This is a genomic window from Alistipes onderdonkii (assembly GCF_025145285.1).
Taxonomy (GTDB): Bacteria; Bacteroidota; Bacteroidia; order Bacteroidales; family Rikenellaceae; genus Alistipes; species Alistipes onderdonkii.
This window is the reverse complement of record NZ_CP102251.1, coordinates 3719251-3745811: the sequence shown is the minus strand read 5'-3', so window position 1 is coordinate 3745811 and position 26561 is coordinate 3719251. Positions and strand designations below refer to the sequence as shown.

The following is a 26561-nucleotide window of genomic DNA, read 5'->3' as shown; positions in this document are numbered from 1 at the left end:
CGGAGCAATCTCCGGCCGGGGGTGGATTTTGTTTCGGGGGACTTGTCGGACAGCCTCCTCGTCCTGTCTGCCGGGCGTTGAGCCGGCTGCCGCCTCTTAGCGCCCCGTGACGCGCATGTATTTCGCGAGCGAGGTGTGGTAGGCGGCATAGGCCGAGGTGAGGTTGTTGCGGCTCTGGGTGTAGAGCGTCTCGGCGTCGAGCAGGTCTGTGAGGGTAGCTGTCCCTGCGTCGTAGAAATTGCGGTTCTGCCGCAGGTTTTCGGTGGCCGATGCCACCGAACGCTGCATGAGCAGGATCTGTGCGTGGGCCTCCTGCACTTCGCTCCATGTCCGTTCGATCTCCACGGCGAGCATTTCGCGGGCTTCCAGCCGGTCGTTCTCGGCCTGCATCTCGTCGATGCGGGCCTTTTTCAGGGCATGAGCCCCGCCCCACCAGTCGGAAATGGGGATGGATACCTGTGCGAAGACCATTCCGTCGTCCACGTCCTTGTCGGTCACGTTATAATAGAGGTACCCGGCGCCCACGGCCACGGTCGGCAGCCGTTTGCCGCGTTCCATGCGTTTGCGGTATTTCTGCGCCTCGACGTTCTTTTCCGAGAGCAGGTATTCCGCGCGGCGGTCGAGCGCCTCGTCCACCGGCACGTAATAGGCTGCCGGGGCCTCCGGTTCGCCGAAGGCTGCGGCCGCGATGTCGAACGTATGCCAGTCGGCGCCGATATGCTGTGCGAGCAGCATCTTCGACACCTTCAGCCCGTTTTCGACCTTCAGCCGCTCGGAGGCTACCTCCTGCCTGCGCAGTTCCACGCGCAGCAGGTCGTTCGTGGTCACGAGCCCTGCCTCGACCGAGAGTGCGACCTGGCGGTGTATCTCCGCCAGTTGCCGCTCCACGGCTTCGATGGTCGAAAGGTTGTCCCTGAGCGATACCACCTGCCAGAAATAGGTGTCGGTACGTTCGCGCACCTCGGCTGCGGTCTTTTGCAGTTGCAGCTGCGCGACCTCTTCGCCCAGCCGGGCGAGTTTGTTGCCGCTGACGATCTTCAGCCCTGCGAACAGGGGCTGCACGGCCGTGACGGAACCCTGGATGCCGCGTTTTACCAGCGACAGGGGCAGCGACCCCATCTGCGGGATCGTGAAATCGGCCTGCACCAGCCCGTGCTGGGCCTGGAATACGCCGCCCGAGGCCGAGACCTGCGGGAAATAGGTGGTGAATGCCTCGCGGCGCGTCTGCAAGGCGGCGTCGAGGCCGAGGCGGCTGTTTTTGAGCGTGCGGTTATGCTCCTCGGCCGCGGCGCGGCACTCGTCGAGCGTGAGCGTCTGGGACAGGCCCGGGGCGGCGGCCATGCACAGCAGGAGGAATAGGACGGTCTTTTTCATCATTTGTAAATTTTGGAATAGAGGACGGGCAGGATCGTGACTACGAGGATCAGCGAGCCGATGCCGCCGGCGAAGATCGTTACGCCGACCGGCGCCCAGAACGTACTGCCGCCGAACATCATCGGCACGACGCCTACGGCCGTGGTCGCGGTTGTGAGGAAGATCGGCACCATGCGCCGCTTGCCGGCGTCGTAGGCCGCCAGGCGTGCCGACCAGTGGCAGACCTTGCGTTTGTCCTCGGCGTGCTGGTACATCAGGATGACGTTGCGCACGATCATGCCCAGCAGCGTGATGAATCCCAGCACCGACGTGAGGCCGATGGTGAAGTCGGCGATCCGCAGCCCGACGACGGCGCCGAACAGGCACAGCGACATCGAGGCCATGACCACCAGCGTGATGCCGAACTTGCGGAAGTTGACGAGGATGAAGAAGAAAATGATCACCAGCGAGATCGACAGCCCCGATGCGATGGGCGGGATGGTCTCCCAGTCGAATTCATGGGCGCCGCCCAGTTCCGTGGTGACGCCTGCCGGGAGCACCAGCTCCCGGTCGATGATGTCGCTGATGCGTGAAGTCATCCGCATGGCGTTGGCGCCGCGTTTGAGGTCGGCCGTGACGGTTATGCAGCGCATGCCGTTGCGGTGTACGATCTTGCTCTGGCTCCAGATGGGCTCCACGTCGGCGATCTGGCGCAGGGGCACGCTGACCGAAGGCACCGGCGACGAGATGTAGGTGTCCCCGATGTCGGAGAGCGAGCGCTGGCCCTGCCGTGTGTCGTTCTTGAGTACGACGGGCAGCCGGTAATCGCCCTCCCAGACCGATCCGACCGGGACGTCGCCCGAAGCCAGTGCCAGGTTGACCGCGGCCAGCGTCCGCGTGACGCCCAGCTGCGGTGCCGTGACGGGATCCAGCCGCACGTCGATGACCGAACGGGGGTCTTCGTAGTCGGAGTGTACCCATTGCAGCTCGGGCATCCGGCGCATCCGGGCCATCAGGCCGTCGGTCGCGGTGCGCAGCGAGTCGATGTCGCTGCCGTAGAACCGGAACTCCAGCGAGGGGACGTTCTGGTAGTCGAGCTGCTTGAATTTGACATAGGCCTCGGGGAAACGGTCGGCCCATGCGTCGGCATACTGGTCGAGGATATCTTCGGTGTCGTCGACCGAGGTGGTGTTGACGATGAACTGTGCGTAGTTCTTGCCTGCCATCTGCGGGGCGTAGCTCATCTGGAAGCGCGGCGAGGAGCACCCGACGAACGAGGTGACCGATTTCACGCGCGCATCGTCGTGCAGCACCCGGTAGACCGAGTCGGCTACGGCGGCGGTGCGCTCCAGCGGCACGTCGGGGCGCAGGTAGATCTCCACGGCGAACTGGTCGCGGTCGGCGAAGGGAACCATGCGCAGCTTGAGCTGCGTGGCGATCAGCAGCGATACGATGACCGAAGCGACGCCCATCGAGATCGTCAGCCAGCCGTGGCGGAACGTCCACGCCAGTACGCGGCGGTAGAGGTCGTGTACGCGGTCTGTGACCGACTTGCCCGCTTTTTTCGGCTGTACGGTGGGGATGATGAGGATTTCGAGGAACGGGATCACCAGCACGGCCAGCAGCAGCGAGACCATCAGGTTGATCGTGATCGTCCACGGGAAATAGGTCAGGAAGTCGCCCATCATGCCCGTCATGGTGAAGAGGATCGGATAGAAGATCATGCAGATGCAGACCGTGGCCAGCAGCAGCGACGGGAAGAACTCCCGGGCGCTCTCGACCGCCGCGAACCAGCGCGAGTGGCCGCGCCCGAGGTAGTCGAGGTAGCCGTCGATCACCACGATCGAATTGTCGACGATCATACCCAGCACCACGACCAGCGCCGCGAGGGTCACCGTGTTGAGCGGGATGCCGCACAGGTACATGATTCCCACCGAGATGAAGGTCGACAGCGGGATGGTGATGGCCGCCACGATGGCCGACCGCAGCGGGAAGAGGAGCATCATCACCAGGATGATGATGGCCATGGCGACGAACAGGTCGCGCAGGAACGAGTGCACCGAGTCGCCCACGACCTTGGCCTGGTCGGCGATGCGCTGCACCTGGACGTCCGCGGGGAGCTCGGCCGCAATGAATTCGTGCAGCACTTCGTCCACGTCACGGCCGTATTGCACGATGTTGAAGCCCGCCTTCATCTCCATCGACAGCATGACGCAGCGATGGCCGTTGTTGCGGATGTAGCTGTCCGGGTCGTCGTATTCGCGTACGACGCGCGCCACGTCCTTCACGCGCAGCACATTCCCCTGGGGGTCGCTCCAGATGATCTGCTCGGCGACCTCCCGCTCGCCGGCCAGCGACGGCGCGATGTGGATGGGCGTTTCGGTCTCGGCGTTGCTGACCGACCCGCCCATCGGGGTCAGTCCCTGCGAGGCGAGCGCGGCCGAGAGGACTTTTTCGCCGATGCCGTAGGCCGCCAGCCGTTCATGGTCGGCGTAGATCGAGATTTGCTCCTGCTGCACGCCGTACGGGCGCAGGTTCGAGACCGACTCGATGCGGCGCAGGCGGTCGCTCAGGTCGTCCATGTAGCCTTTCAGTTCGCGGTACGACCGCGTGTCGGATTCAAGCGTGATGAGCAGCGCCGAGGTGTCGCCGAAGTCGTCGTTGGTGACCACGGCCGCAACGCCCGGCGGCAACTGCGACTTGAATGCCACCAGGCCGTGCTTGATCTTTGACCACACTTCGTCCTTGTCGTTCACGTGGTCTTCGAGTTCGACCATCACGTAGCACATGCCGTTCTGCGACGTGGAGGTGGTCTTCGACCGTTTGACCTCCTTGTAAGTCATCAGGAACTGTTCGAGCGGCTTGGCGAGCTGCTGCTCGACCTCTTCGCTCGTGGCGCCGGGATAGACGCCCACCACCACGCCCTGGCGGATCGTGTATTCCGGGAACTCCTGCTTGGGAATATGCACCAGCCCGTAAATACCGAAGGCGAACAGGCAGCCCACGATGAGGAAGGCGATGCGGAAATTGCGCATCGACCACGATATTATATTGCTTTTCATTCCGCTATGACTTTACTTCCCTGGCCGATTTTCTGCATCCCGTCGGTCACGATGCGGTCGCCCGCTTGTATTCCTGCGGTGATCGTGACGGCGTTGTTCACCAGGCGTCCCGTGGCGACAGCCGTGCGGACGACCGAATCCCCGCTCACTTTCCATACGAAGCGGCTTCCGTCGCCGGCCTGCTGCACGGCGCGTACCGGCAGCGCGATCTCTTCGGCCGCCCCTGCCGGCGATGCCTCCACGCGGCATACCATGCCCGGAAGCAGCTCGCCGTCGGCGTTGGACAGCGTGGCGCGTACGTCATAGGTGTGTGTGGCGGGGTTTGCCACGGCACCCTTTTCGATCTTCCCGGCCGGGAAAGCACGGTCGCCGAGTGCCGCGACGGTTATCCGCAGCCGGCTGTCCGTGTCCAGGCGTGCGATCTCCTGCTCGGGTACCGGGAAGCGGACTTTCACCGTCCCGATCCGCAGCAGGGTCATGGCCGGGACGCCCGGCAGAACCGTCTCCCCCGCTGCGGCCTGCCGTTTGCCGATGACGCCCGTGAACGGTGCGTACAACTTGCAGTCGTCGAGGTTTTTGCGGGCGATGCCGTATGCCGACTCGGCCTGGCGCAGCCGGGTCTGCGCCTCGACCCACTTGATCTGGGGCAGGCTCTCGGCGTCGTAAAGTTGTTTGAGGCGCGCACAGGCATCTTTCGCCTGGTCGAGTGCCGCCTGCGCGGCATCGAAGGTCTGCCGGGCCGACGTCGGATCGAGTTCGGCCAACAGCTGCCCCTGCTGCACGCGCTGCCCTTCGTCTGCGTAGGTGCGCGCGACGGTACCGGCGACGGGGAAACTCAGGGCGGCCGAGGTCTCCTCCTCGATCGTGCCGACGTAGAGCGCGGCGTCGATGTCCGACGACGGGGTGACGACGATGCTGCCCACCCGCAGCGGATCGGCCGTATGGGTCTTTTTCGGTGATGTGCAACCTGTCGCTAACAGCAGTATTGCGCAAAAAGTCGTTTGTTTCATCTGTTCCGTATTTTTCGATGCAAAGTTGCCGTTTTAGCGGTCGTAAGAAAAGACCATCGTGTCGGATGAATTCGTCGATTGGTTCGATTTTGTACTATTCAATGAAAAGCTCCCGGGATTTGCGTATATTTGTCCGCATAATTATCGGTAAAATGAACAAAAAGGAGATTCAGAGCTTCTCGCTCGCCACATTGCTCGACATCTGCGGCCGCAGGCCGGAAGACCTCTATTACGATGGATGCCTGATCGCTTCGCGTGTCAATGTGAAGGATGAATTCAACATCGACCTGTTCCGGTATCCGACACGTCTGAACGCCTTTGCGATCATTTTTTGTTCTAAAGGTTCGATTGTTTCCACTTCGGGCGTGACGCGCCACACGATTGGCGAGAGGACGCTTTTCGTGCACCTGCCCGGCAGCATCCTGCAGGTCGAGTCGGTGGAGGACGCCAGCGTGCACGCCATTCTCTGCGAGGAGGAGTTCATCCAACGGATCAATATAGACCTCAAATTGCTGACACAGCTTTTCCTGCAGGTCGAGAAGCATCCCAGCCTGCCGCTCGACGGCGAGGAGTGGGACGGGGTCATGCGTTCGCTGGACGGGATCCGCATCGAGGGGGCACGGCAGCACAACGACCCCTACTCCGCCGAGATCATACGTTCGATGATCCGGACACTGGCCTACAAGGTCTGCCGGATCATCGCCCGGCATGTCGAGACGGGGGCGTCGGACGCCTCTTCGCGCAGCCGCAACGAGGAGTATTTCAACCAGTTCATGGGGGTGCTGGCCAGGCATTACATGCAGCAGCGTTCGGTCGGTTTCTATGCCGGCCAGCTGAACCTGACGCCCAAATACCTCACGACGATCATCCGCAAGACCAGCGGGCGCACGGCCGTGCAGTGGATCGACGACTATGTGGTGCTCGAAGCCAAAAACCTGCTGAAATACTCCACGATGAGCATCCAGGAGATCTCCTACTACCTGAATTTCCCCAACCAGTCGTTTTTCGGGAAATACTTCAAGAACCATACGGGCATGACCCCCACCGCTTACCGGCTGGGGAAATAGCCCGCCCCCGCGATCCGGAATGAAAATTACCCGGGCAAGCGCTCCGGGTAATTTTTGGGTGCATCCACCTGCGGGACGGTATATCTCAGGGCCTGTTCAACAGGTGGTTGGCGGCTATATATATGCAGGCCGGGTTTGCCGCTATGGTCTTTTCCGCGAAGGCCCGGAAGTCTGACTCGGACACATATCCCGGCCGTCCCAGCATCCTGTTGAGCGACTCCCAGTTATATACTCCCGGACGCCTCGAGAACCTGCGGAACCATTTTCCGATGGGAGTGCCCTGCCTGACCCTGCTGCTGGAACTGTTTTCGGAATTGTCGCTTGTCTTTATCTGCAGCAGCGAGCCGTCTGCCTTGCAAAAGTCTACCGCGTCGATCGTACTCCCCCAGCAGCAATACCATCCCAGGGGAGATAATTTTACGGACAGGTACTCTTCGAGCAACTCGCCGATATTGTTTTCGATCGTCATCAGCAGGGAGTGCCCGGCCACTATTTTATCGGCCAGATTATCCTCGAGCCCGGATATCCTGGCTCTGAGGATCGTTTTTGCCATCGGATCCGGATGTGTCCCGGAGCAATTCCCGGTTCTGACCGAGGGCCTGTTGTTATATCCGGCCAGGTATGCCCCCACCCACTTTTTCATGTAGCCGGATAGAAGTATGGTGTCCGAACTCTTCAGGCGGAACGTCGGCAAGTTGCGTTTTTCGCTGAAGGCGACTTTCAGGACGGTCTCCATGGCGGGGGAATAATTTTCTCCGGCGTATATTTTGGCATAGGCGATTGCCTGTTCCGTACTCGATTCGTCGAATCTGTATGCATCCGTCATGGCTTTTTTGTTTTAAAATTACGGATTAATCGAATTCGATCGTCAACTGGGACGATGTTTTTTTTCGTTTTCCCGATAAAATTCCGGTTTCGAATTCATGATCCGATGTGCCCTTGTAGCGGGAATAAGGAAAGCCTTCCGGTGCCGCCGTTTCGACTCCCTGGCGGTGGGCGGCGATTGTCCTGCCGATTGCCCTGCCCAGCCCGACGGGAACCGCATTGCCGATTTGCTTGTATTTGTCCAGCAAACTGCCTTCGATCACCCAATCGTCGGGAAATTCCTGAATCCTTTTGTATTCTTGTATGGACAGGGGCCTGTTTTCCGTCGGGTGCGCCAATTCCGTTGCGGGCATGGCGGGATGGGTGACTACCGTGGGGGACGGCGAATCCCAGTCCAGCCTTCGGTAAAAGCCCGTTTTCCCACCGCCCAGATGGTAGGAGTTTCCCATGGCTTCCGGCTGGAGTTCTTTGGGCAGATTCCGCCAGTTTTCCCCCGGTTTCAGCATCTTTATGTATTTCAGCCGCTTCTCGGAAAAGTCGATGTGGTCGCATCGGGCCGGATCCAATCCGGCTACTGCATCCCTGAAAGTCCTCCACCTTTCAAGCCCGAATACCTCTTCGTTCGAATGGGTGGGACGGAGGTACGGAACCGGGTTCGGGGATTTGGTGCATGTTATGACGACCCTCTCCCTGATTTGCGGGGAGCCGAAATTGGCCGAATTGTAAAGGTTGAAAGTTACGTTGTAACCTGCGGCTTCCAGCTTCTTTTTGATATAAAAGAGTGTCGACCCCGGTGTCTTTGCCCAATTGATGTTGTAGCTGCGGGTAATTTCATCGTCGATGTCTATCGAAAGTGCGGACGAAAACAACCCTCTTACGTTTTCTATTACGGCGTACTGCGGTTGTATCTCCCGGATGACTTCTATGTATTTCAGAAAGACATTGCCCCGCTCGTCCTGGAAGCCGAGCCTTTTCCCGGCCGTGCTGAATGCCTGGCAGGGCGGCCCGCCGACGATGATGTCGACCTGCCCGTTTTCTTTGAGGTTGGCATATTCCAGGATCTCCCCGGCCGTGTAGTCCCTTATATCTCCGATCAGGCCGATGCCGGGTTCGTTGGCGACGATCGTCCGGCGGCATGCGTTATCCGTTTCGCAGGCCAGTAATATGTTGATGCCCTCCTGCTCCAGTCCGATGTCCAGCCCCATTGCCCCGGAGAAAAAGGAGAGGCAATTCAGTGCTCCCTGTTTTGGCGCCTTCCTGGATTTCCGATCGGGAACGTCATTTTTTTTCGTCCGCAGATCCTTCCTGTCGAAAGATTCCAAAGTATCGTCGTTTATAATCCATGAGTCCCCTATTTTTTGGCCGGCGAGGCGGCCTTCCCTTAAAAGTTTCCTCACATATTGGGCGGAGCATCCCAAGGTCTCCGCCGTTTCAATCACACTCAGCAACATTGTATGGTTATTTCGTTTGCGAAACACTGCAAATATACCCTTTTCCCTGCAAACGGCCAAAAAAACTCCCTCGGGCCGGAAGTTTTTATCCCGATACGTTCGACCCGTGCCGGACGGTGAGTCGCAGGAACCCGTAAGACGGACAGGTTATTTCACTGTTACTGGTTTCCTGCGTTTGTCCCGGGGACGCAAGGGGTATAACGGGGGCTTATTGACCGTGTCCTTGCCGGGGTATTTGTTCGAAAGCCGTTGATTTGCATCGTTTGACGCAGGAGGGAAAACATGTTTCCAATGGAGAGTTTTATGGAGAGGCAATGGGAGCCAGGGCCATGGAAAGGCGTTTTTGTCTCTTTCCCGCCGCGGGTAAACAAAAAAATCAGCAACTTCATTTCTGTAAGTTGCTGATTTCGAGAGCGGAAAACGAGACTCGAACTCGCGACCCCAACCTTGGCAAGGTTGTGCTCTACCAACTGAGCTATTTCCGCATGGCATGTTTCCCAATTGCGAGTGCAAAGGTATATAAAAAATCCGAATCTCCAAATTTTTAAGGGCTATTCTGCGGAATTTTTGTCCTGAAGCCGGGCTCCGTCCCCTTATCTGAACACCCTGATGCGTTCGTCCAGCGGTTTGAACGTCTTTTCGCCCGGTTCGCCGGCGGGTGTTCCGAACGGCATTTGCGCGATGAGTTTCCACTCCCTGGGCAGGCTCCAGCGCTTGCGCACCTCATCGTCGATTAGCGGGTTGTAATGTTGGAGCGATGCCCCCAACCCTGCGTCTTCCAGCATCGTCCAGACTGCCAGCTGGTGCATGGCCGACGTCTGCTCCGACCATACCGGGAAATTCCCTGCATAGCCCGGAAACTGTTGTTGCAGGCTGCGGACGACATCCGTGTCCTCGAAGAAAAGTACGGTGCCGTACCCGGCTGCGAAGCTGTGCTCGATCTTCTCCTCGGTGCGTGCGAATGCCCCTTCGGGGACGATTGCCCGCAGGGTGCGCTTCACGATCTTCCACAATTCGTCGTGGTGCTCGTGAAGCAGCAGCACGGCACGTGTCGACTGCGAATTGAAGGCCGACGGGACGTGTTTTATGGCAAAACGCACGATTTCTTCGATCCGTGTGTCGTCTATGGGCGATTCCGGAGCTAATGCGTAGTAGCTGCGGCGGTGGCGGAGTGCCTCTTTGAATGTCCTTTCCATGGTCTTTACCGGTTTATGATCCCTCCATGCAAATATAGCACAACTTCGGATAAAATGTGCATATTCCGCTGCGAAACGCTATCTTTGCACCATGAAAAATGCCATCGGACTCTTTTCACGGCTCGGGTGCCGCCTGCGCGGTTTCGGCGACGACGCCCGCACGCGGGAGGTAATCGGGCGTGCGTGCCGGGAAAACGGCTGGTTTACGCCTGCGGACATTCGCCGCGCCGTTGCGGCCGTCGCCGGCGTAATGCTCCGGCGCGACGTACTCGCGGAGTGGCTGGCGCCCTACCCCGTTCCTGTCGCCGAGCCCCGGCGCGTGCTGGTCGTCATGGCCGGGAATATCCCGCTGGTCGGATTTTTCGATATGCTGTGCGTGCTCGCCGCAGGGCACAGGTGCCTCGTAAAACCATCGGCCAAAGATACCGTCCTGATGGAATATGTCATCGGGTTGCTGCGCGGAATCGACCCGCAGGTTCCGGTGGAATTTTACGACGGCAGCACATCGCCCGATGCCGTGATCGCTACGGGCAGCGACAATGCCAACCGCTATTTCCGGGCGCAGTATGCGGGCATTCCCGCCCTGCTGCGCGGTAACCGCCAGTCGGTCGCGGTGCTCGGCGGCCGGGAAACCCCCGCGCAGCTCACTGCATTGGCCGACGACATCTGGGCTTATTCCGGACTGGGCTGCCGCAGCGTGTCGCTGCTTTTCCTGCCCGAGGGCTATGACCTGCAGCTGCGGATGCCGGAGGTGAATGTGAAATACAGGAACTCTTACCGCCAGCAGAAAGCCCTCCTGACGATGGGCGGACAGCCGTTCCGCGACCTGGGAGCTGCCGTGGCCGTCGAAGAGCGGGCCTTTCCCGCGGCGTTGAGCCGGATCAATTATTCGTTTTACAAATCACCCGCCGAGGTCGGGGCATGGCTCGCAGAGCACGATGCCGGATTGCAATGCGTCGTTTCGGAGTGCATTGCCTGCCGCCGCCGTGTGGATTTCGGCCATGCACAGTCCCCTGCGCTGACGGATTACCCCGACGACAGGGACGTCATGGCCTTCCTTACGACATCTTGTTTGTGAATTGTATTATGATTTGAGCTTTTATTGATAAATAATATTATATTCGGATGAAAATGTAGTAAAAATTATTATATTTGAAGCCGAATATAAAACATTTGATTTATCATGAAAAAGCTCGTCTTGTTAGTCGTTTCGTTATTTGTCGCCGGCTCTGCATCGTATGCCCGCAAACCGGCCCCCGTAATCCCCGACTTCATACATGCTGCCTATTCGGTGGAGAGCCTCCTGAGCGAAGCGGAACTCACGAACCCGGGGTACGATGCCTTCCAGTTCATCTACCTGATGGCTACGCCTGAGTGGGCCGGGCTGGATTTCGACCGGCCGCAGGATGCCGTCGACGCCTATGCCACGCAGTTCGACTACCTGAAGCAGGGAGGCAAGATGGCGCTCGTGCCCTCCATGATCGAAAAGGCGCATGCCGCCGGGGCCAGGATCCTGTTGTGCTTCGGCGGGCAGCAGGAGTTCCTTCCTCTGCTGGAGAATCCGGATCGGATCGCCAAGTTTGTCGGGTATATGGTGCGCCTGGTCGAAAAGAACGGTTACGACGGCATCGACATGGACTGGGAGATCACGCTGGACAAGGAGTTGCATGCCCGCATGATGGCCCTGCTGCGCGAACGGTTCGACGAACTCTCGGAACGCACCGGGCGTTATTACTACCTGACCACGGCCCTCAGCATCGACCACGAGTACGACCCGGCGCTGGCCGACAGGCTGGCCGGGGCGGTCGACTGGATAAATATCATGTCCTATGACATGTGCGACGGCGTATGGGGCAGCACCCCTTCGCACAACACCTCGATGGAGCGTATGCGGTCGAAGCTGGAACACTGGAAAGTCTTCGACAAGCGGAAGCTCTGCCTCGGGCTGGCCAACTACGGGTTCTATTACAAAGGGTTGAAGCCCGGGCAGAAAGCCGACGGGCCGCTGCGCGACTACGGTTCGTATATCACCTACAAGGAGTTCCTGCCCCGGCTCGCAAACGGCTGGACGGAGGAGTACGACCCGGCAGCCGAGGTGTCCTACTATTTCTCGCCGGACAGAACGGAATTCGTGACCATCGACAACCCCTCTTCGATACGCAGCAAGATCGAATGGATCAAGGCCGGCGGCTACCTGGGGGCTTTCTGGTGGGAATTCCACCACGACTACGTAGCTCCCGGGGCGGAGAACCCGCAGGGCAGCCACTACCTGATCGACATTGTTACCCGGTACCTCGGTCGGAAGTGACGCAGCCTGTGGTTTTGCATTTTCCCTTTTTGTACTATCTTTGTAGTAGGAAATGCAAAAATTACAAGCTATGTCAATGGTTTTCCGATTCCGGATGCTGAGCGATGAGAACGACAACTTCGTGCGCGATTACGAAGTGCCGTACGACATGACGTTGCTCGATTTCCATAATTTCATCCTCCGCTCGCTCGAATACGAGGAGTGCATGGCGTCGTTCTTCACGGCGGACGAGCGCTGGGAAAAACTGCGCGAGTTCACCCTCATGGATATGGACGACGGCTCGGAAGGGGCCCCTGCGGCGATGGAGAGCGTGACTCTGGGGCAGATCATCCACAACAACCGCGACCGGCTGATCTACCTTTTCGACATGTTCGGCGATCGGGCCTACTTCCTCGAACTGACCGGGACATACGAGATGCCCAAAGACGGCTCCTATCCGCGCGAGATATACGCCCGGGCCGATGCCCCCGACCAGTACGACCCGTCGAAGACGGCCACCGCGGGCGAAGGCTCGATTTTCGACGAGGTGATGGGGGAATTCAACGATTTCGAGGGCGACGACAATTATGACGACGAGTACTAAGCGGCTCGTCGTCATTGTCGGCCCGACCGGTTCGGGCAAGACGGATCTGAGCATCCGCATCGCCCTGCACTACGGTGCACCCATCCTTTCCACCGACTCCCGCCAGATGTACCGCGGCTTGCCGATCGGTACGGCCCAGCCTACGGCAGACCAATTGCAAGCCGTCGAACACCATTTTATAGCATCGCACGACCTCGCGGATAACCTGAGCTGCGGCGAGTACGAAACGCAGGCCCTCGCCTGCCTCGAAAGACTGTTCGCCGGGCATGACTGCGTCGTTGCCGTCGGGGGCTCGGGGCTTTATGTCAAGGCGTTGTGCGAAGGCATGGACGACCTGCCGCAGGCCGATGAAAACCTGCGCCGCGAATTGGCGGTGCGGCTCCGCACTGAAGGGCTCGAAGCCCTTGCCGGACAGTTGCGGACGCTCGATCCGGATTATTATGCGGTGGTCGACCGCAGCAACCCTGCGCGCGTCGTCCGGGCACTGGAAGTCTGCCTGCAAACCGGGCAGCCCTACTCGCGGCTGCGGACTGGGCGGCGCCGCGAGCGCGGTTTCGGTATCGTGAAGGTCGGCATCGACATGCCGCGCGAGGAGTTGTACGGACGCATCGACCGCCGTGTCGGGCAGATGCTTGCCGACGGCCTCGAAGCCGAGGCGCGTGCGATGTACCCCTACCGCGGTCTGAATGCCTTGCAGACGGTCGGCTACCGGGAGTTCTTCGACTATTTCGACGGCCGCATCTCCTACGACCAGGCCGTGGAACTTATCAAGCGCAATTCGCGCCGATATGCCAAACGGCAGCTTACCTGGTTCCGCCGCGACGCGGAAATCCGCTGGTTCGGCCCCGACCAGACGGGGGCGATTATAAATTATATAGATTTTGGCGAATCGTAAAATTTTCGTACTTTTGCCGACGCCTTTCGCCGAAAGGCAGTGGCTCGGATGGTGGAATAGGTAGACACGCCGGACTTAAAATCCTGTGACCAGCAATGGTCGTGCGGGTTCGATTCCCGCTCCGAGTACAGGGCCGTCTTTTGCGACGGCCCTTTTTCGTGCCCTGCGGGAACGATTTTTTTGCAGCCGAACTACTAAAAAATTAGAAGAATCCTTGGCCGTTCGTATTTTTTCGCTTAACTTTATGGAACCTAAAACCTTGCGGCGATGAAAAAAAAGCTTCTCTGGGCAGGTGTGATCCTGTCCGTCATGGTGGCGGGATGTGCTGAAAAGCCCCTCCCGATGCGAAAAACCTATCTGTATTGCCAGGTCGATACGCTCTGGCAAAGCCTCCCCTCCTACCAGGTCACTTCGAACAGGCTTTTCCCGTACAGTAAATTAGCGCCCTTCGGCGACTACGCCGAAGCCGCCTACAGCGACGGCATTGCGCTGATCGAACTGGAGATAAACAAGCCTACGACGGTCTCCGTCATGCCTGTGTGGGATTCCACGTTCGCGATGGCCTGGAGCGGCGATTTCCTGTTGCTGCCGGGCGATTCGCTGGAACTGCAAAGGGTGGCCGACACGCGGATCCCGGGATTCAGCAGCGTCCGTCCCCGCCTGGCGGAGGTCGGACGGCAGGATAACGCCTGCGGGTTTCTGCTCGAAGAGGCATTCCCGTACAAATCCTATCCCCGCGTGACGGATGGCGACCTCGGCAAGTACAAATCCGAACTGGAAGCTTTCCGGCAGCGGAAACGCGATTTCCTGGACAGCTGCCGGATGCGGATGACCCTTTCCGACGAATACGTCGCCCTGCGGCGGTTGCAGTTCGACCTCGACCTCTACAACAGCCTTTGCACTGCGGCCGAAAAGGAATCCGGGGCGGAGCTGCCTGCGGGATACCTGGACGGTATCGGGCTTTCGGACAGCCTGATGGGAACCTCCTCCTATGCCACGGCGCTGGTGAACAAATACATACGCCACGCCGTGCCCGAACCGGAAAAGAATTTCGATGCGGTGTATGCCGGCATCCGCAAGGCCCCTCGCAAGCTGCGCGACTACCTGACGGCCCTGATGGTCGGGTATTATGCCGTACAGCAGCTCCCCTATTACGAAGAGGCGTTGCTGGCGGCCATCGACCGGGCCGGGCGCACGATCCGCGATACCGCCTACCTGAACTACATCTCCCGGGCAAAGGAGTTCTACTGTAACCGGAACATGCCCTTCCCGGACGAGGCGCTGCGGCAGACGATGCTGCAGGCGCTCGGTTCGGAGCGGCAAATGACATTGGCCGACGTGCTGGCGCAGTATGAAGGCCGCCCCCTGTACCTCGATTTCTGGGCCAGCTGGTGCGGCGGCTGCATCATCGATATACAGCAATCCGAGGCTGCCAGGAAATATTTGTCGGAGGCCGGCGTCGGCTACCTCTGTATTTCGATCGACGAGGATCGGGAGGCATGGCAGGATGCGGCCGGGAAGTACGGTGTGACTGATAATTCCTACCTCTGTCCCGGAAAGTGGGATTCCCCGATGGTGAAGTTCCTCGAAATCAAGTCGATTCCCCGTTATGTCCTCCTCGACCGGCAGCACCGCATCGTGAGTATGGACGCTCCCCGCCCCACGCCCGGGGAACTCCGGTCGCTGGAGCGGCTCGTCGAGGCGATGCAGCAGAGCCGGCAGCCGTAGCGGCCGTGCTGTGGGTGCGCAAGCGCCGCCGTGCCGATCGACATGGCGGCGCTTCGCATTGCCCCCCCCCTGCAGCCTGCGGGCTTCGTTTTCCGCACTGGGGCTGCGTATCGAATTCCGCCTGCATGTTACCTTTACGGCCCTTCCCGGCCGCGGACGGGTCAATGCCCGAACCTCGACGTGTCGACCGTCTTGTGCCGCTTCTCCTTGTATGTGCCGAAACGGTAGGAGAAATGCACCGTCACCGAACGGGTGTACGTGCCGGAATCCATGTCGAGGTACTGTCCCTTGTAACGGACTTTGGCGAACGGGAGCGAACTTTCGAAAATGTCGTTGCAGCGCACCGAGAGGCTCGCCCGGCTCTTGTCGAACGTCCACTTGGCACCTGCGTTGACGCTCCACGAAGGGTCGATGTCGTATGTCCCCTGGATGGCCGCGCTCTGATAGTAGCCCGAGAGGTCGAGCGTCAGGTCGGGCTTGCGGCTCAGACGGATCGTGTTGTCCATGCGCACCACCCCCAGCCATTTGGAGCGGTCGAACGCCAGGTCGTGAAAGGCGTCGCAGCGCTGGGTCATCCGCATCCCGGTCAGCGTCAGCCGGGAATCGAGCCATTTGCCCAGGCGCAGCGGTACGATGACGTTGGCGCCCCACTGGCGGTTGGTGTTCCAGTTGAGCGTCTGGTAGACCAATGCCAGGCGATCCGGGGCCTGCCAGGCGGTTTGGTTGAAGTAGTCGGGCATCTCGTTCCAGAACAGCATGAAGATATACTTCTGCTTATACATGTACATTGCCTGGCCGTTGTAGCTTTTCGACGGCCGCAGTCCGGGCGTGCCCCGGATCTCCGAATAGCCGTCGATGTAGGAGGTCGACTGCTGCATCTCCCAGTACGAGGGATAGGTCTTGTCCGACGAGAGCGAAATCTGTACGAGATGTTTCTCTGCGGGTGTCAGGAGCAGGGTCGCCTGCGGGTAGAGCGACCAGTTGTCGTAGTCCCCCGCGCGGTAGTATTCCCCGGCCAGCGACAGCGAGAAACTCCCCTTGGCGAACTGCCTGCTCACCCCGGCGTAGAGGTTGCCCGTGTATTCGTCGAGGTGCGAATCGGTATCGACGGTGGCGATGTCGCCCTCGTGGAGCCTGTAACGCTGGTAGTCGTGGTCGCCCGCCCAGCTGAAGATGCCGCCGTAGGTCATGCCCCAGCCATTGCCCAGGTCGTGCGACTGGTCGGCGCTGACATTTACCCGGTCGACGGACTGCCCCGAAACCACGTCGAACGCTGTCCGGCTGCCGTCGGCGTACCTGTTCCGCATGGCGGCCAGCTGCCACGAGCTGTAATGCGTGTAGTCCGCCGAGAGGTCGAGCCCGGAGGCCGACGTGTAGCGCAGCGCAGCGTTGTGCATCGTGTTGTCGCCCCCGGGCGAGCTGACCGAGTTGACCAGGTTGCCGTCGGCACGTACGAGGCCGCTCGTATGCGGGGTGTATGCGCCCGTATAGGCAATGCTCAGGCGTCCTTTGCCCTGCGGGGCGTATTCTGCGGCAGCCCTCAGCCGGTGCCATGTCCCTTTGCTGGTGATATTCTGCCTCTGGGCGATTTCATGCTCTCCGTCCGCGAGCGTATGCCGCGAGTAGAGGTCGATGATCCGTTTGGTCTTGGCCTGCCCAGCCGAATAGGTTACGTCGGCCGACCACTCGGGCGAGGAGAAGGCGAAGTTGCCCCCGGCATCCCAGTTGCTGTAAAACCGGTTGGTATAGTTGGCGTGTACTTCCCCCGAAAACGAGTAGTCGTGGCTGCGCCGCAGGACGAGGTTGATCGCCGCGCCGCGCACATGGTACTGCGGCGGCGTGCTGTACATCACTTCGGCCTTCTCGATCCGTTCGACGGGTGTCGAGCGCAGCAGCGATGCCAACTGCTCGGCGCTCATCGTCGAGGGCTTCCCGTTCAGGATCACCGTGACACCCCCGGCGCCGGCAAGCATCAGCCCGCCGTCCTGTTCGCTGACGCCCGGCAGCTGGGTGAGGGCTTAGTAGGCATTGTTCACCGCCTTGCCTTTCGATACGGCTTCCAGGTCATAGGCCAGCCGCCCCTCTTCGACCCGCACGATGGGTTTTTCGCCCTCTACGACCACGGCGTCGAGCGCATTCGTATATTCATGCAGGACGACCTCGCCGGCTTCGTCGTGCTCCGACATAAGCGTTTGCATCTCATAGGCGAGGTGCTGGAACAGCAGCCGGTAGGGGCGTACCTCCGATGCGATGGCGAAACGCCCGTCGGCATCCGATGCCGCGGCCGCGAGGTAGGTCGAGTCGGTGTCGAGCATCACTACCGCGACCCCGACCACGGGCTGCCGCTCCTGGTCGACCACCCTTCCCCGCACAATTTGCCCGCAGGTCTGTTTCACGGAAAAAAGCGCCAGGGCGCATACGAGTAAAAGAAATGTCCGTCTCATAACTTTGCTTGGTTTTTTCATTTGGTTTCCCTGCAAAGTTAAGCCCCGATGCGGCTTGCCGGTACGGAATAATTCTTGCTTGTTTGTGTGTAAAATGTTGATTTACAGAGGGTGTGATCCCGCGGATTCTTGCCGGCGCGCCGGGCGCCCTTGCTATGCGAAAAACCGGGTGAAAAACTCCCTGTCCGCAGCCCCCGATTCGGCGATCCGGCGTTTGAGTTTCGATTTGAGCGTGTAGACCCCGTTCAGCGTCATGTCGAGCATCACGCTGATCTCCTGCGCCGAGAACCCGGCGACGACCAGCGCTGCGAAATCGTAGTTGCGCGGCGTCCACCCCGGCAGTTGGCGGCGCAGGCGCGTGACCGCCCGGTCGTTGTAGAGGTCTGCCATGCGGACGATGTCCGCGAGCATCGCCGGGCTCAGAGCCAGCTCCTTCACCTTCCTCGCCAGCCGTTCCCCTTCGCCATAGGTGTAATAGGTTGCGGCGATGTCGCGCAGCAGGGCGAACCGCCCCTCGAGCGAAGCCTTGACGGCGGCCTCGCGCTCGTTCGAGGCATCGAGCCGCGAGGTGAGGCTGTCGTGCGATTCCCGGTAGGATTCCAGCAGCGTGAGGTATTCGCTCAGCTGCGCGTCCCGGTGCCGGAGTTTGCGCCGGTAGCCCACCACCGCCCCTGTGACGGCCGCGGCCAGCAACAGGCATGCCAGCGTGGCGATCCAGATTCGGTAACGCAGCCCCGCCTCGCGGAGCGCCGTTTCGTTGGCCGTGCGGTATCTCTTTTCCAGCTCGGCCACCGATACCCCCTGCCGTGCCTTGTCGAGCGAATCGCGCTTGCCGATGTACTGCATGGCACAGGCATAGGCCTTGCCGTCCTCCCCGCGACGGTGGTGTATGGCCGAGGCGATCGTGTAGAGCCCGATGTTGTTCTGGTTGAAGCGTTTGATGTGCGCCAGCGAGCGGTCTATGTAGTATTGCGCCGAATCGGGCTGCTCCGCCCGGTAAAAAATGATGGCCGAAGCGATGTCGTAGAGCGTGCGGTCTTCGTCGTCGGCCGATGCGGGGCCGTGTGTCAGCGGGGCTGTCCGCAGTTCGTGCATGTCGATGTGCGCCCGCTCTTCGAGCAACTGCCCGGGGCTCCAGTCTTCGGCGAAGGTGTGGTATATCAGGTTTTGCAGGGTGATCTGCTGGGCGAAGAAACGGAATGCCATCGTGTCGCGCGCCCCGACCAGCGGGGAGAGTGTTTCGATGGCCTCGGCATAGCGGCCGTTGGCATACTGTGCCGACGAGAGCATGTAACGGCTGTATCCCTCCAGTTCCCCACTGCCGGTCTCCTGTGCCGCGGCGACGGCTTTCGAGAATGCCTCCTCGGCCTCGGTGTCGTATCCCTGTTCGAGGTACAGCAGCCCCAGCGTGTGGTACAGTGCCATGAGCAGTTTTGTGGTTCCCGCCTTGTCGCGGTTGCGTTCGGCATAGAGCATCGCCTGCGTGTAGCCTTTGATCGCCCGTCCCAGGTCGCCGGCATTGTGGTGTACCTTTGCGTCGAAATACCAGGCATAGGCACGCTCGGCCCCGGAGCCGTGGCGCTCGTAATAATCCAGTGCGGGGGCGGTCAGCGAATCCTTGTCAGCCTCGGCACCTGTGCGGGAGTAGGTCTGCGCGAGCAGCAGGCGCCGCCGGGCGTCGGCCGCCGGTGAAATGGCCGAGGGGTCTATCTGCCGGAGAGCCAGCAAGGCGCTGTCGGGATGCTCCTCTATGAGCATCGAAGCCTGGGACATCAGGTTGTCCACGGCCTTGTTGCCGCATCCGGCAGCAAGCAGGCCGAGGAGTATGGCGATTAGGTATCTCATGCCTGCAAAATTAATATAACTTTTATTTCCGCGGGTATTTTGCCGGATAAAATTACCCGGCCCGATCGGTTGTCGTGCCCCTGCGCCGCACGCAGTGCTCCCCTGCAGACCCCGGCCTTGTCCCTTAGCGCTTAGCCCCGGATTTTTGTGCAGCCGAAACAGCCGAAATACATCCTTGCCGCACTGCCGCAGGACGGAAAACGGGCTTGCAGCGACTGCAAGCCCGTTCCCTTTTGTTTTGCACCTACGGTCAGCGGTAAATCTCGTTCAGCAGGCGTGCCAGCCGGTAACCGCCCCGGACGAGCTGCTGCTCGATGACGGGCGTGTATTTGTCCACGTAATCGTAGGATATTTTCGTCCCTTCGGGGCTGTCCTCGTAGATGCCGACGCAGATCGCATGGGTCTCCTTCAGCCAGTCCTGCGGCTCCCCGGCCTGTACCAGTGCCGCCTCGTCGTCCGTCAGGCGGTCGATCTGTTCCTGCCACTCGGTGTAGCTCCACTTGTGCCCGGCTTCGAGGATCGCCGAGTCCCAGGCCGAGTGGAGGTTCGTCTTGCGGCCGAACATCAGCACCGGGCGCTGGTTGCCGCCGATATCCGACAGGCGCCCCGTGTGCATCGGGCAGTGCATGTCGCCGACCAGGTGGATCAGCATTTTGAGTTTCTCGGTCTCCGCCTCGGGCGCCAGCCCGCCGGCCTTGAGCTCGGCGACGAGCGCCGTGACGGCCGTCAGCACGTCGCCTTTGGGGTTCCGGGGCATCGTTTCGAGAGTTTGGCCCTCGTCGATGTTCAGGTAGTGCCACGTCTTGGTGTAATTGTATTCGGGGGTGTGGCTGGCAATGTCCATCCAGTTGCAATAGTACACGGGCGAATGGCCGTTGAGCACCTTGTCGATCTTCTGGGCGGCTTCGGGCGTGAGGTGGCACTCTGCGATGTAGGCCGTGACGTCGTGCCCCTTTTGTCCCCATCCGTATACGCTGCCGGCGAACAGCAGGCATGACAGCAGGATAATCAGGTTTTTCATTCTATCAGTGGGTTTTGTGGTTGTTTAATGGTTCATCGTGGCGAGGAACTCCTCGTTGGTGTTGGTCATTCCCATCTGCTTCTGGAGGAACTCCATGGCCTCGACGGGCGTCATGTCCGAAAGGTATTTGCGCAGCACCCACGTGCGGTTCATCACGTCGCGCGGCAGGAGCAGGTCTTCGCGGCGCGTACCCGATGCGATGACGTCGACTGCCGGGTAGACACGTTTGTTGGCGAGCTTGCGGTCGAGTTGGAGCTCCATGTTGCCCGTGCCCTTGAACTCTTCGAAAATCACCTCGTCCATCTTCGAACCGGTGTCGATCAGTGCCGTGGCGATGATCGTCAGCGACCCTTTCTCCTCCGTGTTGCGGGCTGCACCGAAGAAACGCTTGGGTTTGTGGAGCGCGTTGGCATCCACACCGCCCGAGAGCACTTTGCCCGATGCGGGCTGGACGGAGTTGTAGGCACGTGCCAGACGGGTGATCGAGTCGAGGAAGATCACCACGTCGTGTCCGCATTCGACCATGCGCTTGGCCTTGTCGAGTACCATTTCCGCGACTTTCACATGGCGCGACGCCTGTTCGTCGAAGGTCGATGCCACGACCTCGGCCTTGGAGTTGCGGGCCATCTCGGTCACCTCCTCCGGACGCTCGTCGATCAGCAGCACGATGATGTATACTTCGGGATGGTTGTCGGCGATGGCGTTGATGATCGACTGCATGAGCACCGTCTTACCCGTCTTGGGCTGTGCTACGATCAGTGCGCGCTGCCCCTTGCCGATGGGCGAAAAGAGGTCGACCACGCGCGTCGACATGTTGTTGTGTCCGTTGCCCGTGAGGCAGAACTTCTCGCTCGGGAAGAGCGGCGTCATGAATTCGAACTGTACGCGGTCGCGGATGAACTCCGGCGCCAGGCCGTTGATCTCGTTCACGCGTACCAGCGGAAAATATTTCTCCCCCTCCTTCGGCGGGCGTATGGCGCCGTTCACCGTGTCGCCGGGCTTCAGCCCGAAGAGTTTGATCTGCGACGGCGAAACGTAAATGTCGTCGGGCGAGTTCAGGTAGTTGTAGTCGGCCGAACGCAGGAACCCGTATCCGTCGGGCATGATCTCCAGCACGCCTTCGCCCTCGATCTCCCCGGCGAAATCGTCCTTGGTGATCACCTCGCCGTCGAAGGATTGCGCATCGGCTGCTGCTGCCGGGGTAGCCTGGGCTGCCTGGGCAGCCGGGGGTGTCGCGGCGGCGGGTTCTGCTGCCTCTTCCTGTGCCTGTGCCTGTGCCTTGGGCTTGCGGCCACGGCGCTTGGGCTCCGCCTTCTCCTCGCGGGGTGCCTGTACGGCTTCTGCCGCTGGTGCAGGTGCCGGGGCGCTTTCCATCGGGAGCTCCGGCTCGGCGGGGGTTTCGGCGACCGTTACGGGCGGACGCTGTGCCGGAGCGGTGTTTTCGGTCTTCGTATTGGTGATGCGCGGCCGGCGGCTGCGCGGGGCCTGGGGAACGGTTTCGGGAGCGGTTTCCGCCTTTGCGGCGGCAGGTTCGGCTGCGGGTGCCGTCTGTTGCATTTCCGTTGCGGGAGCTTCCTTTTTTCTGCCCCGTCCTCTCTTCTCTTTATTTTCTGCGGGGACGCCTTCGGAAGCGGAGCTCCCGGCGATTTTCTCAATCAGTTCGCGCTTCTTCAATGTGGTGTCCCCGATACCGATAGCTTTTGCTATTTCACGCAGTTCGACGAGACTTTTCCCTTCGAGCGCTTTCAAATCCTGCATATATTTCTATTTCAAAATGATTTTCAGAACCCCGGCGGGCGCCGGGACGTTGGAATTTGTCTGCAAAGATAGTGCATTATTTCGAAATTCAAAATAAAAAATTGCAGATCACGCCCTTCCGCCGGGGCTTTCACCATAAATTGGGAGTGCCCGGACGTAAAATACTCATTTATGGCGATTGTGCAACCCGGAAATTACCCCCACCTTTGTATCCAGAACAACAGATCTATTCAGCCATTGCGTTGTTTGTATTGTTAATGTTTGTGTGTGCAAAAACCTCCCGGGAAGCCCGGGAGGTTTTTCTTCGGTGTCGTTCCGGCGTCCTGCCGGGGCGCGTGCCGGCGGCGGGAGCCTCCGGGGGTTATTCGTTGCGCCGCAGGTTCCACTTGTTATTGTTGCAGATCACGGCCCTGACCAGGTCGTCGCCGTAGACCTGCATGTTCGAGTAGGTCTGCCCGTAGGTCATCGTGGCGTGCGATGCCGCCGCGAAGTCCATCAGCACGATGCCGACGTTCCCGCGGAAATCGTAGCTGTCGATCTTGTCGGCCGTATACCTGTTGTACTTGTTCGCGCAGTAGTCGTAGTCGCCCACGGCGCCGAACAGGCTGATCCCCGACACGCTGCAATGGGCCGTGTCGTAGCAGCTGACATAATTCATGCACCACCGCGTCGGGTCGTCCGTATTATAGGTATAGGCGATGCACTCGTCGATGGCCGCATACTTGGTCTTGCCGTCCGATGCCCCGTTCTTGATGTTGTAGAGGTCGTTCACGCGGATCGGGGCCTGCCCCACGCCGTTGCCGCTGAGCGTCGTGTCGAAAACCACCTTGTCGTCCGTCCAGTTCAGGTAGGCGCCGAAATACCGGCCGTTGTTCGACGATTTGTAATCCTCGCGGATCATGAAGAGTATCTTGCCGCGGGCGTCGGCCAGCGTCATCAGGGGGTGGAAGTCGGCCACATACCCGCTGCAATGCGAGTTGATCAGGCAGACCACGCTTTTGTCCCACCCCGTCTTATTGGCGCTGGTGCTCGTGTTCTCGTATTTCATATGCACGAGCACCGTCTCGCCCGGATGTTCGTCGAGGAATCGCACGAAACGGTCGAGCAGGTGCGAAAGCATGAAGGGCGAAAGCTCCTGGCGGCCGGAGCTGCCCGGGGCGTAGCTGCCCAGCGTCGGGTCGCCCAGCGGGGCTATGCCGTGATGGATCGGGAGGTCGCGCGCCGAGGAGCTCGACGAGGAGGGGCGCAGGTCGAACATGCGAACCCCGGCCGCAAGCTGCTCTTCGATGGATAGCTCCTGTGCCTTGATGATCTTGGTCGTGTTCATATAGCCGAATACGACGTTCTGCAACCATTTGAAGTGGTATCTTTCGCTGGGCATCCCGCCTTTGTACTCGTAGTGCGAACCGTAGATCGTGCAGGCGTCGTGCGACCCGGGGATGGAAACCTGCGACAGGTAGGTGTTGTCGGGCAGGTAGGCCATCCAGTCGGAATAATCTTCCGAGGTCTGTTGCGCCTGTGCCTGCATGTCGCCGATCGTGAACGAATAACGGTGCCCGGCCCTGAGCGTTGCCGGGGTTGTGTAGCTGTATGTTCTGCCCTGCGTGGTGACGGCGGAGAGCGTGAGCCCTTCGATGTCCTGCGGCAGCATGAACGCCGTGACCGCGACCTTCGACCCTGCGCTGAGCTGGATATAGGGGACGTCCCCCGACATCAGGTGCAGGGCCAGCACGTTCGATCCCTTGCCCGGGATAACCGAGCACCGGTCGGTTTCGATGTCGAACGTGAAGCCGCCCGCTATGGGGCCGTTTTCGCTCGACAGCACGAGCTTCTGTACCTCCGCGGCCTCCGAGAATCCCACCTGGATCGTAACCGTGGTCATCAGCGGGCGGAATCTGAAGGGTACCTCCGCGCCGCGTTCCACCCCTTGGGTGCATGCCGCCATATAGGCGTACTGCATGTTGCATTCGCCGTTGTGGTAGGTCTGTACGGCCGGGATTGCCGTCGCGACGATCGAGCCGCTGTTGGCCTGGACGGCGTCTGCCGGATAGAAGGCGTAAAAATCGTAGCTGGGACTGCTCCCCCACTGCATTCCCGTGTCGCTCAGGTCGGCTTCGCTTTCGGTCGCCCCGGAGACGCTGACTTCGACCTCCGCCCATTGCGGGGTCGTCTGCGGACAGATGATTCCCACGCGGTCGGCATTGCGCCAATAGATCGGGTAATAACCGTCCTGTAGCGGGCCGTAAGCCGTACGGGTTTCGTCCGTGGGGTCGGGCGCTTCATTGCCGATCGACAACCGGCAGACGATGGCATCGCCCCCTGTCGCGGGTGTTTCGGGCCCTTCGGGCAGTTCTGTCGTATCCTTTCCGCAACCGGCCAGCAGGAGCGCGAGCAGCGCGAGTCGGAAAATAGGTTTGTGTTTCATAACGTCAGGTTCGAATTGGCTGTTTGTAATTCAATACTCGTCGTCCGCATAATCCACCGGGCCCGGCCCGAGTTCGCCGCCGTGCGGCTGTGAAATCGCGAATCCTGCTTCGGCCGCAATTACGAGTATCTCCAATTCCGGCTTTATGTATGCTGCTTTCATCAGATTCGGTTTATAGATAAATCGGGACGGTATCCTGCTCCGTCCCGATCTGAAAAATTATTATATCGAAATTATTCGACCGTATAGGTGAAGTCCGCGAACTCTACGTGGTAAGATCCTGCGGTAGATAGTATCTTGATCATGAGACGCTGTCCGTTGGTGACCGTAAACGTATGGGTCTGCGTACCGGATTTGCACTTTTGGTCGTTGCCGTTCAGGATGTTGTTCCTGTCGCGGAGCCACGATTCGGTGATCGGGCCGTTGCCCGTTACGCCGATCCTGTACTCAATATTGCCTATACGGTTGGTCGCTACCTCGAAGGATACCTTCACGGTTTTCGAACCATCGCACTGGATCGGGGCCGTCACGAAAGCGCCGTTGTTTGCGTTGTTGAAGCCCGCAGGAATCTGCAGCTGGATGCGGTTCTTCTTGAGTTTGTCGTCGCCGTTCTTGTCGCTCTTGATCTCTGCCTGGTAAAAATACCAGTCATTGAAAATTCCTTCCGGGTCGTATTGGGAATCGACCGTGTAGAATCCGTTGTCCTGATAGGTATGCGTACCGTACTTCTGGTCGATGGCATCGGGTACGGTGATCGTCACCGTTTTCTTGTTGCAGGGTACGCTCATCGTGTAGTGGTGGTTGCGCTTCAGGCCGGCCAGCGTGAACGACTTGTCCGAGTAGGTCAGCCCGTCGGTAGTCATTACCTTCACGGTCATGGTCGAGTGGATGCCCACGGGGAGCAGGCCCACTACGAACTCTTTCCGGTTCGTGGGAACTGCGATCGAATTGGTTACGGACGATGCCGTGAAGTTCTCCAGGGCGTCGATCGTACCGGAGGTCGGCAATACGTTGCTGTCGGTCTCCAGGATGACTTTCTTGGGCGTTTCGTTCGCACCCAGTCCGAGCGAGATCTTGATGCGGGCCATCAGCGGTTTGAACGTGAAGTGTACGGGCAGTTGGGTCGTCGCCTCGTTGATTTCGAACGGCTCCTCCCAGATGTTCGTATACATGAAGTCATAGGCAGCCAGGTTGTCCGTGCAGTATTCCGATCCCCAGGTGTGCTTGAAGGTCTTGTTCACGGCGTCGAACGTGGCGTTGCAGTCGTACGGATAATAAGCCGCCGCCAGCGAGTAGGAACCGATGGGCACCTCGCCCGAGAACGTCGTGGTCGGGCCCGACTTGTCGGCCGTGAACTCGCATGTCATCGTCGCAGCTCCGTCGTAGAGGAGCACGGCGACTTTGTCACCGGCCACCCAGTTGGTCGTGGTGCCGTCGATGGAAGTACGGGTCTCCCCGGAAACCATCTCCTCGGGGATGGTTACCTGGACATACTTTTTCGGGCCGCCGGCCGGAGCCGTATCGTCCTTGCTGCACGCGGCCATGCCGACCGTTGCGAGCATTGCTATAACGAATAATTTTTTCATGGTG

20 protein-coding genes and 2 tRNA genes are annotated in these 26561 nt (G+C 59.9%); 7 read left to right on the top strand and 15 right to left on the bottom strand.

Going from position 1 to position 26561, the window contains the following annotated elements:
- Positions 1-96 precede the first annotated feature (96 nt).
- Genes NQ559_RS15470 through NQ559_RS15460 form a run of 3 tightly spaced genes read right to left on the bottom strand, consistent with a single transcriptional unit; the run spans position 97 to position 5425 of the window.
- On the bottom strand, positions 97-1374 hold the full coding sequence (locus NQ559_RS15470) for a TolC family protein (RefSeq protein ID WP_018695898.1): 1278 nt from the start codon (positions 1372-1374) through the stop codon (positions 97-99).
- On the bottom strand, positions 1374-4415 hold the full coding sequence (locus NQ559_RS15465) for an efflux RND transporter permease subunit (RefSeq protein WP_018695899.1): 3042 nt from the start codon (positions 4413-4415) through the stop codon (positions 1374-1376). The genes NQ559_RS15470 and NQ559_RS15465 overlap by 1 nt, the downstream gene beginning before the upstream one ends.
- Positions 4412-5425, bottom strand: coding sequence for an efflux RND transporter periplasmic adaptor subunit (locus NQ559_RS15460; protein WP_026318374.1), 1014 nt, complete (start codon positions 5423-5425; stop codon positions 4412-4414). Before NQ559_RS15460 ends, NQ559_RS15465 begins: the two co-directional genes overlap by 4 nt.
- 152 nt (positions 5426-5577) lie before the next feature.
- Between NQ559_RS15460 and NQ559_RS15455 the strand changes: the two genes are divergently transcribed.
- Complete coding sequence (locus NQ559_RS15455) at positions 5578-6492, top strand: helix-turn-helix domain-containing protein (protein WP_026318375.1); 915 nt, start codon at positions 5578-5580, stop codon at positions 6490-6492.
- Positions 6493-6577: 85 nt separating this feature from the next.
- Here the strand turns inward: NQ559_RS15455 and NQ559_RS15450 are convergent, their stop codons facing one another.
- From NQ559_RS15450 to NQ559_RS15435, 4 genes are all read right to left on the bottom strand, one after another.
- Positions 6578-7318, bottom strand: a complete 741-nt coding sequence (locus tag NQ559_RS15450) for a SinI family restriction endonuclease (protein WP_018695902.1) — start codon at positions 7316-7318, stop codon at positions 6578-6580.
- Positions 7319-7343: 25 nt separating this feature from the next.
- The gene (dcm, locus tag NQ559_RS15445; RefSeq protein ID WP_018695903.1) at positions 7344-8639 is read right to left on the bottom strand and encodes a DNA cytosine methyltransferase; all 1296 of its coding nucleotides are present in this window, start codon (positions 8637-8639) and stop codon (positions 7344-7346) included.
- 541 nt (positions 8640-9180) lie between these two features.
- Positions 9181-9253, bottom strand: a tRNA-Gly gene (locus tag NQ559_RS15440).
- A 108-nt stretch (positions 9254-9361) separates the two neighbouring features.
- Positions 9362-9964 (bottom strand): nitroreductase family protein, encoded by a 603-nt coding sequence (locus NQ559_RS15435; RefSeq protein WP_018695904.1) that lies wholly within the window; start codon positions 9962-9964, stop codon positions 9362-9364.
- Positions 9965-10055: 91 nt separating this feature from the next.
- Here NQ559_RS15435 and NQ559_RS15430 point away from each other — a divergent pair, with 91 nt between their 5' ends.
- The 6 genes from NQ559_RS15430 (at position 10056) to NQ559_RS15405 (ending at position 15478) form a co-directional block, all read left to right on the top strand.
- Positions 10056-11042 (top strand): acyl-CoA reductase, encoded by a 987-nt coding sequence (locus NQ559_RS15430; protein ID WP_018695905.1) that lies wholly within the window; start codon positions 10056-10058, stop codon positions 11040-11042.
- A gap of 105 nt (positions 11043-11147) precedes the next feature.
- The gene (locus NQ559_RS15425) at positions 11148-12272 is read left to right on the top strand and encodes a glycosyl hydrolase family 18 protein (protein WP_018695906.1); all 1125 of its coding nucleotides are present in this window, start codon (positions 11148-11150) and stop codon (positions 12270-12272) included.
- Between the two features lie 70 nt (positions 12273-12342).
- On the top strand, positions 12343-12855 hold the full coding sequence (locus tag NQ559_RS15420) for an IS1096 element passenger TnpR family protein (RefSeq protein ID WP_026318377.1): 513 nt from the start codon (positions 12343-12345) through the stop codon (positions 12853-12855).
- On the top strand, positions 12839-13750 hold the full coding sequence (gene miaA, locus NQ559_RS15415) for a tRNA (adenosine(37)-N6)-dimethylallyltransferase MiaA (RefSeq protein WP_018695908.1): 912 nt from the start codon (positions 12839-12841) through the stop codon (positions 13748-13750). The genes NQ559_RS15420 and miaA overlap by 17 nt, the downstream gene beginning before the upstream one ends.
- A gap of 42 nt (positions 13751-13792) precedes the next feature.
- Positions 13793-13878 (top strand) — tRNA-Leu (locus tag NQ559_RS15410).
- A gap of 139 nt (positions 13879-14017) precedes the next feature.
- The gene (locus NQ559_RS15405) at positions 14018-15478 is read left to right on the top strand and encodes a TlpA family protein disulfide reductase (RefSeq protein WP_026318378.1); all 1461 of its coding nucleotides are present in this window, start codon (positions 14018-14020) and stop codon (positions 15476-15478) included.
- A 161-nt stretch (positions 15479-15639) separates the two neighbouring features.
- On the opposite strand, the gene NQ559_RS15400 is transcribed toward NQ559_RS15405, so the two are convergent.
- The 8 genes from NQ559_RS15400 to NQ559_RS15365 all read right to left on the bottom strand — a co-directional run bounded on the left by NQ559_RS15400 (position 15640) and on the right by NQ559_RS15365 (position 26557).
- Entirely contained in the window at positions 15640-17451 is a 1812-nt protein-coding gene (locus NQ559_RS15400) for an outer membrane beta-barrel family protein (protein ID WP_018695910.1), read from the bottom strand.
- Positions 17452-17496: 45 nt separating this feature from the next.
- Positions 17497-17922 carry a carboxypeptidase-like regulatory domain-containing protein gene (locus tag NQ559_RS15395; RefSeq protein WP_018695911.1) on the bottom strand — a complete coding sequence of 142 codons (426 nt, stop codon included), beginning with the start codon at positions 17920-17922 and terminating at the stop codon, positions 17497-17499.
- Positions 17923-18075: 153 nt separating this feature from the next.
- Complete coding sequence (locus tag NQ559_RS15390; RefSeq protein ID WP_018695912.1) at positions 18076-19767, bottom strand: hypothetical protein; 1692 nt, start codon at positions 19765-19767, stop codon at positions 18076-18078.
- A gap of 250 nt (positions 19768-20017) precedes the next feature.
- Positions 20018-20788 carry a S1/P1 nuclease gene (locus NQ559_RS15385; protein WP_018695913.1) on the bottom strand — a complete coding sequence of 257 codons (771 nt, stop codon included), beginning with the start codon at positions 20786-20788 and terminating at the stop codon, positions 20018-20020.
- 24 nt (positions 20789-20812) lie between these two features.
- A complete protein-coding gene (gene rho / locus NQ559_RS15380) occupies positions 20813-22546 on the bottom strand; it encodes a transcription termination factor Rho (RefSeq protein WP_018695914.1) in 1734 nt (577 codons plus the stop codon).
- Positions 22547-22907: 361 nt separating this feature from the next.
- Positions 22908-24971: a fimbrillin family protein gene (locus NQ559_RS15375; RefSeq protein WP_018695915.1), complete on the bottom strand. Its 2064-nt coding sequence runs from the start codon at positions 24969-24971 to the stop codon at positions 22908-22910.
- A 30-nt stretch (positions 24972-25001) separates the two neighbouring features.
- A complete protein-coding gene (locus tag NQ559_RS15370) occupies positions 25002-25133 on the bottom strand; it encodes a hypothetical protein (protein ID WP_018695916.1) in 132 nt (43 codons plus the stop codon).
- A gap of 71 nt (positions 25134-25204) precedes the next feature.
- Complete coding sequence (locus NQ559_RS15365; RefSeq protein ID WP_026318379.1) at positions 25205-26557, bottom strand: fimbrillin family protein; 1353 nt, start codon at positions 26555-26557, stop codon at positions 25205-25207.
- Between the last annotated feature and the right edge of the window lie 4 nt (positions 26558-26561).